Source organism: Pantoea sp. Ep11b (assembly GCF_040783975.1).
GTDB lineage: Bacteria > Pseudomonadota > Gammaproteobacteria > Enterobacterales > Enterobacteriaceae > Pantoea.
Window position 1 is genome coordinate 1,079,739 of the sequence record NZ_CP160631.1, and the last position, 12,259, is coordinate 1,091,997.

General features: G+C 57.6%; 12 protein-coding genes. 5 read left to right on the forward strand and 7 right to left on the reverse strand.

Features of this window, described 5'->3' with window-relative positions; translation table 11 throughout:
• Positions 1–60: 60 nt before the first annotated feature.
• The 4 genes from lpxC (at position 61) to mutT (ending at position 5,122) form a co-directional block, all read left to right on the forward strand.
• Positions 61–978 (forward strand): UDP-3-O-acyl-N-acetylglucosamine deacetylase, encoded by a 918-nt coding sequence (lpxC, locus tag AB1748_RS04955; protein ID WP_111139412.1) that lies wholly within the window; start codon positions 61–63, stop codon positions 976–978.
• Positions 979–1,277: 299 nt separating this feature from the next.
• A complete protein-coding gene (gene secM / locus AB1748_RS04960; RefSeq protein ID WP_233498976.1) occupies positions 1,278–1,784 on the forward strand; it encodes a secA translation cis-regulator SecM in 507 nt (168 codons plus the stop codon).
• A 74-nt stretch (positions 1,785–1,858) separates the two neighbouring features.
• Positions 1,859–4,561 (forward strand): preprotein translocase subunit SecA, encoded by a 2,703-nt coding sequence (gene secA, locus AB1748_RS04965; protein WP_293774781.1) that lies wholly within the window; start codon positions 1,859–1,861, stop codon positions 4,559–4,561.
• A gap of 165 nt (positions 4,562–4,726) precedes the next feature.
• Positions 4,727–5,122 (forward strand): 8-oxo-dGTP diphosphatase MutT, encoded by a 396-nt coding sequence (gene mutT / locus AB1748_RS04970; RefSeq protein WP_367396080.1) that lies wholly within the window; start codon positions 4,727–4,729, stop codon positions 5,120–5,122.
• A 30-nt stretch (positions 5,123–5,152) separates the two neighbouring features.
• On the opposite strand, the gene yacG is transcribed toward mutT, so the two are convergent.
• Genes yacG through coaE form a run of 3 tightly spaced genes read right to left on the reverse strand, consistent with a single transcriptional unit; the run spans position 5,153 to position 6,715 of the window.
• Positions 5,153–5,350 (reverse strand): DNA gyrase inhibitor YacG, encoded by a 198-nt coding sequence (gene yacG / locus AB1748_RS04975; RefSeq protein WP_111139416.1) that lies wholly within the window; start codon positions 5,348–5,350, stop codon positions 5,153–5,155.
• Positions 5,351–5,358: 8 nt separating this feature from the next.
• Positions 5,359–6,102 carry a cell division protein ZapD gene (gene zapD, locus AB1748_RS04980; RefSeq protein WP_111139417.1) on the reverse strand — a complete coding sequence of 248 codons (744 nt, stop codon included), beginning with the start codon at positions 6,100–6,102 and terminating at the stop codon, positions 5,359–5,361.
• Between the two features lie 4 nt (positions 6,103–6,106).
• A complete protein-coding gene (coaE, locus tag AB1748_RS04985) occupies positions 6,107–6,715 on the reverse strand; it encodes a dephospho-CoA kinase (RefSeq protein ID WP_111139418.1) in 609 nt (202 codons plus the stop codon).
• Positions 6,716–6,949: 234 nt separating this feature from the next.
• Between coaE and AB1748_RS04990 the strand changes: the two genes are divergently transcribed.
• Complete coding sequence (locus tag AB1748_RS04990) at positions 6,950–7,990, forward strand: GMP reductase (protein ID WP_293774786.1); 1,041 nt, start codon at positions 6,950–6,952, stop codon at positions 7,988–7,990.
• 26 nt (positions 7,991–8,016) lie between these two features.
• Here the strand turns inward: AB1748_RS04990 and hofC are convergent, their stop codons facing one another.
• The 4 genes from hofC to nadC form a co-directional block, all read right to left on the reverse strand.
• Positions 8,017–9,216, reverse strand: a complete 1,200-nt coding sequence (hofC, locus tag AB1748_RS04995) for a protein transport protein HofC (RefSeq protein ID WP_367396319.1) — start codon at positions 9,214–9,216, stop codon at positions 8,017–8,019.
• Positions 9,209–10,594 (reverse strand): type II secretion system protein GspE, encoded by a 1,386-nt coding sequence (gene gspE, locus AB1748_RS05000; RefSeq protein ID WP_111139421.1) that lies wholly within the window; start codon positions 10,592–10,594, stop codon positions 9,209–9,211. The genes hofC and gspE overlap by 8 nt, the downstream gene beginning before the upstream one ends.
• Positions 10,581–11,036, reverse strand: a complete 456-nt coding sequence (gene ppdD, locus AB1748_RS05005) for a prepilin peptidase-dependent pilin (protein ID WP_111139422.1) — start codon at positions 11,034–11,036, stop codon at positions 10,581–10,583. The genes gspE and ppdD overlap by 14 nt, the downstream gene beginning before the upstream one ends.
• Before the next feature lie 174 nt (positions 11,037–11,210).
• Positions 11,211–12,107 (reverse strand): carboxylating nicotinate-nucleotide diphosphorylase, encoded by an 897-nt coding sequence (gene nadC, locus AB1748_RS05010; RefSeq protein ID WP_367396081.1) that lies wholly within the window; start codon positions 12,105–12,107, stop codon positions 11,211–11,213.
• Positions 12,108–12,259: the final 152 nt, after the last annotated feature.

The window sequence follows — 12,259 nt, forward strand, 5'->3', positions numbered from 1 at the left end:
GTGTCTGCCCGCTGGTAAAGTATACTGGCGGTCGGAAAGGTGATACTGCGAGATAATGCGATGATCAAACAAAGGACATTAAAACGTATTGTTCAGGCGACTGGCGTCGGTTTGCATACCGGCAAGAAAGTCACCCTGACCTTACGCCCTGCGTCGGCTAACACCGGGGTCATCTATCGTCGCACCGACTTGAATCCACCGGTAGATTTTCCGGCTGATGCAAAATACGTGCGCGACACCATGCTGAGCACCTGCCTGGTGAATGATGAAGGCGTACGTATTTCAACGGTTGAACACCTCAATGCCGCCCTTGCGGGTCTGGGTATCGACAACATCATTGTTGAAGTTGATGCGCCAGAGATCCCGATCATGGACGGCAGCGCAGCACCGTTTATCTATCTGCTGATGGATGCGGGTATCGAGCAGCTCAACAGCGCGAAGAAATTTGTGCGCGTTAAGCAGGCCGTGCGTGTGGAAGAGGGTGACAAATGGGCCGAGATCAAACCTTATAACGGTTTCTCGCTCGATTTCACCATCGACTTTAAACACCCGGCGATCGACTCCAGCTCACAGCGCTATGCGATGAACTTCTCTGCTGACGCCTTTGTTCGTCAAATCAGCCGGGCGCGTACATTTGGCTTTATGCGTGAAATCGAATATCTGCAGTCTAAAGGCCTGTGCCTGGGCGGTAGCTTAGATTGTGCGATAGGCCTGGATGATTTCCGCGTACTGAATGAAGAAGGCCTGCGTTTTGAAGACGAGTTTGTCCGTCACAAAATGCTGGACGCCATTGGCGACTTGTTTATGTGTGGCCACAACATCATTGGCGCATTCACTGCGTTCAAATCGGGCCATGCGCTGAACAACAAGCTGCTGCAGGCGGTTCTGGCGAAGCAGGAAGCCTGGGAATGGGCAACCTTCGAAGACGAAGCGGAACTGCCGCTGGCATTCAAAGCACCGAATCTGGTTCTGGCGTAACGCCTCCGGAACGTGAAACGGCTGGTTATGCTGACACCCTCTCCGGTCAGCGGCACCAGCCGTTTTTTTATCCCCTCTTTCTCCCCCCGATCGCTGCGAGCGCACTCGCAAAACGCGATTTCCGCTGCTGAATTGCTGAGCAATCACGCGCGTTTTCTCACACCGCCACTTTAATCTCAGGTGTGGATGCCCCACATTAATGTTACTATCTGTGGCGCTTTTACAGGCCGACATCCGTTGCGCTTCGTGGCGGGTACACAAAAACAAGAGCGCAGCATAGTATGCGCGATGGAAAGGTTGTGATCGGGATTCTTCAGCGCTGGCGACAATTAGGTAGACGCTATTTCTGGCCTCATCTCCTGTTGGGGATGGTTGCGGCCAGCTTTGGCCTGCCAGCCTGCGCGCAAAGCTCCGAACTCAACGCTTCGTCTGAATCGCCTGCCAGCAGCCTGTTTCTGGGCAACGCCACTCGTTTTGACCACCTGATCCGGCTTCAGGAAGCGTCCCGGCGCCCGAGCTTCAGCGTCGACTACTGGCACCAGCACGCAATCCGCACCGTTATCCGTCATCTCTCCTTTACGCTGGCGCCCCAGGCGCAGGCGGAGCAGCAGCCGTTACCGCTGGCAGCACAAAAGCTGGCGCTGATCGACTCCCTGCACAATTTACTGACATCACACTCTGCGCTGCACACTGCATCGCAGCAGCTTGCTGTTCCCCCGCTTTTTATGGCCGTTACCCGCTCCTGGGTCGAGTGGCATGCCAGCGTGCATGGCATTCGCGCCGGGCCTGCCCGATTGTTCTGCTAATCTTTTTGGTTTTATTCACTCTGTTTAGATTTCGCAGCCCGCAATATGCCGGCTGAATTGAGAATATATTTACTATGTTAAGCAAAATATTAACCAAGGTTTTTGGTAGCAGTAACGATCGTACCCTGCGTCGTATGCGCAAAGTGGTGGACGTCATCAACAAAATGGAGCCTGACTTCGAAAAGCTCTCTGATGATGAACTGAAAGCGAAAACTGACGAGTTCCGCGCGCGCCTGAAAAAAGGGGAATCCCTGGAAAGCCTGATTCCGGAAGCATTTGCCACCGTGCGCGAAGCCAGTAAACGTGTGTTCGGGATGCGACACTTCGACGTGCAGCTGATTGGCGGCATGGTGCTGAACGATCGCTGCATCGCAGAGATGCGTACCGGTGAAGGTAAAACCCTGACCGCGACGCTGCCAGCCTATCTGAATGCGCTGTCGGGGAAAGGCGTTCACGTCGTGACCGTCAACGACTATCTGGCACAGCGTGATGCCGAAAACAACCGTCCGCTGTTCGAGTTCCTGGGCCTGAGCATCGGCATCAACATGTCGGGCCTGCCAGCGGTGGCGAAGCGTGAAGCGTACGCGGCAGACATCACCTACGGCACCAACAACGAATATGGCTTCGACTACCTGCGCGACAACATGGCTTTCAGCCCGGAAGAGCGCGTACAGCGTAAACTCCACTATGCGCTGGTGGATGAGGTCGACTCCATCCTGATCGATGAAGCGCGTACGCCGCTGATCATCTCCGGTCCGGCAGAGGACAGCTCTGATCTTTACACCAAAGTGAACAAGATCATCCCGCATCTGGTTCGTCAGGATAAAGAGGACTCCGAAACCCATCAGGGCGAGGGTGACTTCTGGGTCGATGAGAAAGCGCGTCAGGCCCACATGTCTGAGCGTGGTCTGGTGAAAGTGGAAGAGCTGCTGGTCAGCCAGGGGATTATGGAAGCGGGTGAGTCGCTCTACTCGCCGACCAACATCATGCTGATGCACCACGTTACGGCGGCCCTGCGTGCGCACGCGCTCTTTACCCGCGATGTGGATTACATCGTGAAAGATGGCGAAGTGGTGATCGTCGATGAACACACCGGCCGTACCATGCAGGGGCGTCGCTGGTCCGATGGCCTGCATCAGGCGATCGAAGCGAAAGAAGGTGTAGAGATCCAGAACGAGAACCAGACCCTGGCCTCGATCACCTTCCAGAACTATTTCCGTATTTACGAGAAGCTGGCCGGGATGACCGGTACGGCCGATACCGAAGCGTTCGAATTCAGCTCTATCTACAAGCTCGACACCATCGTGGTGCCGACTAACCGTCCGATGGTGCGTAAAGATCTGGCTGACCTGGTCTACATGACCGAGAAAGAGAAGATCGATGCGATTATCGAAGATATCCGCGAGCGCACCGCCAACGGCCAGCCTGTACTGGTGGGGACCATCTCGATTGAGAAATCGGAAGTGGTCTCTAACGAACTGACCCGCGCCGGTATCAAACATAACGTGCTTAACGCCAAATTCCACGCCCGCGAAGCGGATATCGTGGCACAGGCGGGTCGGCCAGGTGCGGTCACTATCGCCACCAACATGGCCGGACGTGGTACCGACATCATGCTGGGCGGAAGCTGGCACGCGGAAGTGGCCGAGCTGGAAGCGCCGACCGATGCGCAGATTGAAGAGATCAAAGCGGCGTGGAAAATCCGTCATGATGCGGTTCTGGCGTCCGGCGGTCTGCACATTGTGGGGACCGAGCGTCACGAATCGCGTCGTATTGATAACCAGCTGCGCGGTCGTGCAGGCCGTCAGGGTGACGCCGGTTCATCACGCTTCTATCTCTCAATGGAAGATGCGCTAATGCGTATTTTTGCCTCGGACCGCGTCTCCAATATGATGCGTAAACTGGGCATGAAACCGGGTGAAGCGATTGAGCATCCGTGGGTCACTAAAGCGATTGCCAACGCACAGCGCAAAGTAGAGAGCCGTAACTTCGATATTCGTAAGCAGCTGCTGGAATATGATGATGTGGCGAATGACCAGCGTCGGGCTATCTACAGTCAGCGTAATGAGCTGCTGGATGTCTCCGACGTGAGCGAAACCATCAACAGCATTCGTCATGATGTCTATAAGGCCACCATCGACACCTACATTCCGCCGCAGTCTCTGGAAGAGATGTGGGATGTGCCTGGCCTGGAAGAGCGTCTGCGCGCGGACTTTGATCTCGATCTGCCGATTGCGGAGTGGCTGGATAAAGAGCCGGATCTGCATGAGGAAGTGCTGCGTGAACGCATCATGGCCCGCGCGATCGAGAGCTATGCCGGGAAAGAGGAGATCGTGGGCGCCGAGATGATGCGCAACTTCGAAAAAGGCGTGATGCTTCAGACGCTGGATTCGCTGTGGAAAGAACATCTCGCTGCAATGGACTATCTGCGTCAGGGTATCCATCTGCGTGGCTATGCGCAGAAAGATCCGAAGCAGGAGTACAAGCGTGAATCCTTCGCCATGTTTGCGGCGATGCTGGAGTCACTGAAGTATGAAGTGATCAGCACGCTGAGCAAGGTTCAGGTGCGTATGCCGGAAGAGGTAGAAGCGATGGAGCAGCAGCGTCGTGAAGAGGCCGAGCGTCTGGCACAGCAGCAGCAGCTGAGCCATGTCGAAGAAGATCTGCTGGCGGAGCCAGAGCCGCAGCAGAGCGGTGAGCGCAAAGTGGGCCGCAACGATCCCTGCCCATGCGGTTCCGGCAAAAAGTACAAGCAGTGTCATGGCCGTATCGCCTGAGACTGACCGCTGAATAAAAAGGAGCCGCTGGCTCCTTTTTTACGCCTTTGCCCTGAACCGGCACTGCCTGAGCAGACAGCGCCGCGCCGGGCTAAAGCGGTTAACTTCCGCAGAGGCATGCTCTAAAATCATCACTCATTCATTGATTACAACCGGATACTCTTCATGAAGCACCTGCAGGTTGCAGTAGGCATCATTCGTAATGCCAATAAACAGATTTTCCTTGCCCAGCGCGCGGCGAGTTCTTACATGGCGAATAAATGGGAGTTTCCTGGCGGTAAGATTGAAGCGGGCGAAAGCGCCGAACAGGGACTGATCAGGGAACTGCATGAAGAGACCGGCATTGAGGTTACCGAGGCGCGTCCGGTGGGTCATGCAGACCACACCTATGAAGACCTGCGTGTGACGCTGCACTTCTTCCTGGTGGAGGGGTGGAAAGGCGAGCCGTGGGGCAAAGAGGGACAGCCGCAGCGCTGGGTCGATCAGCAGGCGCTGGTGGCAGATGAGTTTCCGCCAGCCAATCACCCGCTGATTGCGCGTCTGGTCGCGGGCGAACTCTGAGGGAATGGGGCGGTGCGCCCCATTCTTTAATCAATGATCCTGTTCACTCCAGTTTTCACTGTCATTCATGTCGTCGCTGCTGGGGATCCGCTTCTCTTCAGCGGCCCATTCCCCTAAATCAATAAGCTGGCAGCGCTTACTGCAGAAGGGACGCCACGGGCTCAGCTCATCCCAGATGACATCTTTGCCGCACTGCGGACAGGAAACGGTCATAACATCTTGCTGCATGGTTACCTCTAACAACAGGCCAGTTGAAAATTAAGGCGGGCCGGGACTTCACCCTGCTCGCTGTCAAATGGCATAAAACGGATGGCGTAACGGCTCTTGTGGCCGGAGACCTGGGGATAGAGCGCATCGTCCAGTGACAGCTGCAGCCGCAGCAGATCGGCCCCTTCGGCATTATCCTGATAAAAACCATTAAGGCTGGTCTGCAGATGGAAGGTGCCGGACTGACGGATCAGATCCAGCACCATCGCCAGCGCATGATGCAGCGGCTCCAGCGTCTGCATCCAGGCTTCGACCTGGGCATCGCGCGTCTCCTGGGGCAGATGCAGCCAGATGTGCAGACCTGGTAAATCAAAGCTGCAGCAGCCGCCGGGGATGCTCAGGCGCTGGCGGACGAGGGCAATAAGACGATCCTCGCGCAGCTGCTGGCCCATTCGCGGCGCATTCATCAGCTGGGTTGACTGAATTCTCAGTTTATCACTGAGGGCATTAACCAGTGTCATATCGACACCGGGCACATCAGCCCAGGCACGTAATTTCTGCTGCTGACGCTCAAGCTCTTTCAGCAGCTCGGTACGCATGTCACCCCGCTCGAAAATGTCGAGCAGTTCGGCAATCACACGGAAAAAGGTCAGCGCATTCACCGTCTTATCCAGCGGGGTGGTCTCATCCAACTGGTTAATCAGAAACTCAACCCGTAGCCAGGTGCGCATTTTTTCATTCAGTGGGTGTTCAAACAGAACGGGTGTGCTCATGGTATTAATCCTGTTTCGTTGCCGCCAGCCTGAGGTAGCGCTGATGAAGTCTGGCAACCTGTGGCAAGGCATCATCGGGCTCGCCACTATTATCAATAATGTCATCGGCACAGGCGAGGCGCTGCTGACGCGTGGCCTGTGCGGCAAGAATACGTTGTGCCTGCGCGGCGGTGAGGCCATCACGCTGCTGCGTGCGCGCTAACTGTGTTGCTTCATCGACATCCACGACCAGCACTCTGTCAGCCTGGTGCTGTAACTGGTTTTCCACCAGTAGCGGCACGACCCAGAGCACATAAGGTGAGGTGGCCTGCGCGATCAGCGCGCGTGTCCGGGCATTAATCAACGGATGGAGCAGCGCGTTTAACCAGCTTTTCTCTTCCGGCTGCTGAAAAATAATGTCGCGAAGCCGGGCACGATCAAGCGCCCCCTGTTGCGTGACGATCGATGAACCATAGCGCGCCTGAATGGCCTGCAGAGCCGGGGTACCCGGCTCGACCACCTCACGGGCGATCAAATCCGCATCAATAATCTTCACGCCAGATGCGGCAAATGCCCGGGCAATGGTACTTTTTCCACTGCCGATTCCTCCGGTAAGCGCGACGATATAGGGCATGTTTTTCACCTGACTTCTCATCCGGACCGGGGTTCAGGGTAATGATCTGGCAAAAAAACGCAAAAATGGGCGACAGATCACACCGGGAAAGCACAACTAAATTTAACGGATTGTAGCGTAAATAAAGTGAAATTCGCAGTCTTGTCGCAACGCAGGAGGCGCGTATCATAACGTCACTGGAGCTGTGCTTATTTCGTGAAGAACGATTCATTGCCACTTACCAGGACACTGTTTATGCGTATCGAAGAAGATCTGAAACTGGGCTTTAAAGATGTGTTAATCCGCCCAAAACGCTCCACGCTGAAAAGCCGCTCGCAGGTTGAGCTGGAACGCAGCTTTACCTTCCGTCATTCGGGACTGCGCTGGAGCGGCGTGCCGATCATCGCCGCCAACATGGACACCGTCGGCACCTTTTCGATGGCCGAGGCGCTGTCCAGCTTCAATATCCTCACCGCGGTTCACAAACATTACAGCGTCGATGAGTGGCGCGCTTTTATTCAGCGCGTGCCCGCCGCGGTACTGAAGCAGGTCATGGTATCGACCGGGACCTCAGAGGCCGATCTCAGTAAGCTGGTTGCAATTATGGCGCTGTCTCAGGATTTGCAGTTTATCTGCATCGATGTCGCTAACGGCTACTCGCAGCATTTTGTCGATTTTCTGCAGCGGGCGCGTGAGATGTTTCCGACCAAAACGATTTGTGCCGGTAACGTGGTCACGGGCGAAATGGTGGAAGAGCTGATCCTCTCTGGCGCGGATATCGTGAAGGTTGGCATCGGCCCCGGCTCAGTCTGCACCACCCGGGTAAAAACCGGTGTCGGTTATCCGCAGCTGTCGGCCGTTATTGAGTGTGCTGATGCGGCGCATGGCCTGAGCGGACAGATCGTCAGCGATGGTGGCTGTTCTGTGCCCGGCGACATCGCCAAGGCGTTTGGCGGCGGAGCAGACTTCGTGATGCTGGGCGGAATGCTGGCGGCGCATGATGAATGTGAAGGGCAGATCGTCGAAGAAAATGGCGAAAGTTTTATGCTCTTCTACGGCATGAGCTCTGAGTCAGCGATGAAGCGTCACGTCGGTGGTGTCGCGCAGTACCGCGCAGCGGAAGGTAAGACCGTGAAGCTGCCGTTACGCGGCCCGGTGGATGACACCGCCCGCGACATTCTGGGTGGACTGCGTTCCGCCTGCACGTATGTCGGAGCGGAGCGCCTGAAAGAGCTAACCAAGCGCACCACCTTTATCCGCGTTAACGAGCAGGAAAACCGCGTTTTCAACCGGTAGGATTGGGGGGCGCAGGCTTGCGCCCCTTAATGTATCGCATCGCCCAGCCCGAAGACCGGCAGGTACATCGCAATCACCAGCGTACCGACAATGCCGCCAGTCACTATCATCATCATCGGTTCCAGCGAGGCCGCCAGCGTATCCGCGCGTTCACGGGTTTCCGTTTCATGCCACTCCGCCAGACGGGCCAGCATCAGATCCAGTGCACCCGCCTCTTCGCCGACCCGTATCAGCTGACTGCATAACGGGGTGAACAGGGGATGATGGATGAGCGCCTGATGGAGCGGATTCCCCTGAGCAATGTGCTGCTGCAGGCCGGCGATCGCCTCCTGCCACAGCAGGGAGGAGAGCGTCACTTCTACGGCGGTCAGGCCCTGCAACAGCGTCAGGCCTGCGCGCTGTGTCAGATTGAGAATGGTATAGATCTGCGTCAGTTGTGCGCCCCGCCACAGCCCGGACAGCAGGGGGATACGCAGAAAGATAGCCTGCTCACGGCGTTGCCAGCCCGCAGAGCGCCGTCGCAGCTGATGCCAGGCCACCAGCAGCAGCGAGATGCCGGTGGCTGCCACCGCGCCCCAGGCCTGAAGTCCCGCAGATAACTGCATAACCGCGGCCGTAAAGGCGGGCAGCGGCGCATCGAAAGAGGCATACACGGCGACAAACTCCGGCAGCACAAACAGCAGCATGCCGCAGGTGACGGCCATTGCCACCAGCAGGATAAACAGCGGATAGCGCAGCGCCTTCGTGACCTGATGACGTAACTGCTGCTGCCGGCTCTGCTGCCGGGCCAGTTCGCTGCAACAGACATCCAGCTGACCGGTCAGCTCGCCGACCTCCATCAGGGCCGGATAGAGCGCCGGGAAGATCTGCGGCCATTCCCGCAACGCCTGTGAAAATGGCGCACCGCTGAGCACCCGATGATGCAGCGCACGCATCAGCGCCCGCCAGCCGGGATGCGGATGGCCTTCCGCCAGCAAAGCGAGGCTCTCTGCCAGCGGCAGGCCCGCCTTAAGCAGGGTAGCCAGTTGCCTGATCAGGTCGACCCTGGGCTGCCATTTCCACGCTTTCTGAGGCCAGACTTTCTCTCTCTTCCAGCTCCCCGGCAGAAGATCACGTTGCGCCAGCATCAGCAGCAGATTATCACTGTCGATCGCCAGCAGCTGGCCGCTGCACAACTGACCCTGGCTATCAACCGCCTGCCAGCGATATAAACAGGTATTATCCATCATCCAGTCCAATCACCCGTTGCATCTCTTCCAGCGAGGTATCGCCCCGGCTTACCGCTTCCAGGCCAGACACCAGCAGGGTACGCAGACCCTGCTGTTTTGCCAGCGTGAGCAGATTATCCAGCGGCATATCGGCGGCGATCGCATTTTGTAACCGGGCATTGATCGGCAGCAGTTCAAACAGGGCCAGTCGGCCAAAATAGCCGGAAAAACAGTGGTCGCAGCCGGGCGCGCGCCAGGTCTGCAGTGTGCCGGGCCAGAGGTCGGGAGGATAGTGCGCCACGGCCTGAGCAGGCTGGCGGCAGTGCGGACAGAGCCGCCGCACCAGACGCTGAGCAACGATCAGTTTCAGCGCCGGGCCCAGAAGATAGCCGGGGATGCCCATCTGACGCAGTCGGGTCAGAGTTTCGGCAGTGGAGTTAGTGTGCAGCGTCGACAGCACCAGATGGCCGGTCTGCGCAGCTTTCACTGCAATCTCTGCCGTTTCTGCATCCCGGATTTCGCCCACCATAATCACATCCGGGTCCTGTCTCAGCAGCGCCCGCAGCACGCGGTTAAAATCGAGGCCGTTTTTTGTATGGATCTGCGTCTGGTTAATGCCGGGTAACGGGATCTCAACGGGGTCTTCCACGCTGCACAGGTTCTTCTCCGGGGTATTCAGGGCGCTGAGTCCGCTATAGAGCGTAAACGTCTTGCCGCTGCCGGTCGGGCCGGTCACCAGTATCAGCCCCTGCGGCTGGGCAAGCGCGGCGCAGAACAGCCTGAGCTGGGCCGCGGGGAGGCCAAGCTTATCCAGTGACAGCGCTGCGCCTTCACTCTGCAGCAGCCGGACCACGGCTTTTTCGCCGCCATAGACGGGTAGCGTAGCCAGGCGAAAGGAGGCTGGTTTTCCGGCGATCTCCAGACTGAACTGACCATCCTGCGGCAACCGGCGTTCGGCGATATCCAGCCCGCCGAGGATTTTCAGTCGTGCCAGCAGCGCCGCAGGCGGAATGGCGGGCAGGGCGGAGAGAGGATGCAGAACGCCGTCGATACGCAGTCGCACGCGCAGCCCCTCGCGGCCGGGTTCGATATGAATATCCGAGGCACGACGCTCCAGGGCCTGACGCAGGATCAGCTGCGTCGCCTCAACGGCTGACTCTGCCGGTGGTGCTTCACGCGCGACCAGAGGCGTATCCGCATGCTGGCGCTGGTCGAGCCGGGCCTGCGGCCAGCATTCGATCTCAATCTGGCACTGGCTGGCAAAATGAAGGGCTTCAGCCAGGCCCGGCGGCGCACTCTCCGCCACGGCAACGCGCAGATTGCTGGCGTCATGGTGCAGAACCACGGCGCGATAGCGCTGACACAGAGCCGCAATTGCGGCATCAGGCTTCTCCATCGCTGGCTCCTTTATCCGCGAAGCGGAACTGCGCCAGACAATTGTCACGCAGGCTGCTGTTGCTGCTGGTGCAGCTCCGCTGCCAGCTGATGCCGCCCTCGCTGCTGTCCCAGATCGGCACCATTTCGACACTCAGGCCATTCAGACTCTCCTGACCGGTCAGGGTAATCACCCCGCTTGCCACGCTAAGAGCGGAGACATAGCGTGAGCCGCGGGCGGCGGGAATGCCCGCTTCTCCGGCCTGGCACTGTGCAGGGCCGCCGTGTTCCATTGCACACAGCTCTACTGCCGTTTTGTAGGGCACCATCGTCTGGAGCATATCGGTCAGGGCTGCCCGTTGCAGGTAGTTCTGATACGCGGGCAGGCCGATGGCGCTTAAGATCGCCACAATCCCCACCACAATCATCAGTTCCACCAGGGTAAATCCACGTTGATTCATCATCACATCGTCTCCTGATTAAGAAGACAACAGGGTAAAAATCACGGGTGATGAAAGACAGTGCGCGAGAAGCGAACCGGAAAGCGGGCTGCAGAGAGATTTCAGCATTGCAGCGCAGTCGAAACTGCGCCGGAAGCAGGGTCGCAAAATTGCCGTCCCGGATGACGGCAGGGCAGGTTACTGCTGTCTAAAACGCATAGAGAGATCCAGTGCCCGTACATGCTTGGTCAGCGCACCGACCGACACATAATCCACGCCGGTCAGGGCGATCTGCGGCAGGGTGGTTTCCGTCACGTTACCGGAGACCTCCAGCAGTGTCCGCCCCTGATTGAGCGCGACGGCGGCGCGCATGTCGTCCAGGCTGAAGTTATCCAGCATAACGATATCGGCGCCGGCCTCCAGCGCCTGCCGTAACTCCTCCAGCGACTCCACCTCAACCTCGACCGGCACATCAGGCTGCAGCCATTGCGCGCGTTCCACCGCCTGCTGGATCGAACCACTGGCGATAATATGATTCTCTTTGATCAGATAAGCATCGGAGAGGCCCAGCCGGTGATTCTGACCGCCGCCGCAGAGTACGGCATATTTCAGTGCGGTACGGAGGCCGGGCAGGGTTTTGCGCGTGTCGAGCAACTGCGTCTGGCTGCCCGCCAGCAGAGCTACGTAGCGGCTCACCTCGGTGGCCACGCCTGAAAGCGTCTGCACAAAGTTAAGCGCCGTACGCTCGGCGGTCAGCAGCAGCCGGGCCGGACCGGTGATCTCAAACAGCAGCTGATCGGCTTTCACCGCATCGCCATCTTCAACATGCCAGTTCAGAGTCGCGTGGGAGCCAAGCTGAATAAACACCTCTTCTACCCAGCGTTTACCACAGAAAACACCGTTTTCGCGGGTGATCACCTGGGCGTGAGCCTGGGTATCGGCTGGCAATAGGCGGGCGGTAATATCGCGGTCAGCGTCAATCTCGCCGCCGAGATCCTCTTTTAACGCCAGTGCGACAGCATCCGGGATGTCACTTTTCACGCGTTTAATCAATGCCTGACGGCGGCTGTCCGGATCATAACCACGAGATGACATAGTCGTTTTACCTTATAAAAGTGCAGTAACAGAGGCGGTCACAATAGCCTGAACCGCCACGCTGTACCAGATCTGACGCTGATTTTGTTTAGTATACTTAACTTGATGCGCCCATTCGTAACAACCCGGACACACTAAGAGGCAAGAATCCT

Excerpts from the sequence above, each read along its gene's own strand:
- lpxC (WP_111139412.1), top strand. The coding sequence starts at position 61 with ATGATCAAACAAAGGACATTAAAACGTATTGTTCAGGCGACTGGCGTC.
- secA (WP_293774781.1), top strand. The coding sequence starts at position 1,859 with ATGTTAAGCAAAATATTAACCAAGGTTTTTGGTAGCAGTAACGATCGT.
- mutT (WP_367396080.1), top strand. The coding sequence starts at position 4,727 with ATGAAGCACCTGCAGGTTGCAGTAGGCATCATTCGTAATGCCAATAAA.
- yacG (WP_111139416.1), bottom strand. The coding sequence starts at position 5,350 with ATGCAGCAAGATGTTATGACCGTTTCCTGTCCGCAGTGCGGCAAAGAT.
- zapD (WP_111139417.1), bottom strand. The coding sequence starts at position 6,102 with ATGAGCACACCCGTTCTGTTTGAACACCCACTGAATGAAAAAATGCGC.
- coaE (WP_111139418.1), bottom strand. The coding sequence starts at position 6,715 with ATGCCCTATATCGTCGCGCTTACCGGAGGAATCGGCAGTGGAAAAAGT.
- AB1748_RS04990 (WP_293774786.1), top strand. The coding sequence starts at position 6,950 with ATGCGTATCGAAGAAGATCTGAAACTGGGCTTTAAAGATGTGTTAATC.
- hofC (WP_367396319.1), bottom strand. The coding sequence starts at position 9,216 with ATGGATAATACCTGTTTATATCGCTGGCAGGCGGTTGATAGCCAGGGT.
- gspE (WP_111139421.1), bottom strand. The coding sequence starts at position 10,594 with ATGGAGAAGCCTGATGCCGCAATTGCGGCTCTGTGTCAGCGCTATCGC.
- ppdD (WP_111139422.1), bottom strand. The coding sequence starts at position 11,036 with ATGATGAATCAACGTGGATTTACCCTGGTGGAACTGATGATTGTGGTG.
- nadC (WP_367396081.1), bottom strand. The coding sequence starts at position 12,107 with ATGTCATCTCGTGGTTATGATCCGGACAGCCGCCGTCAGGCATTGATT.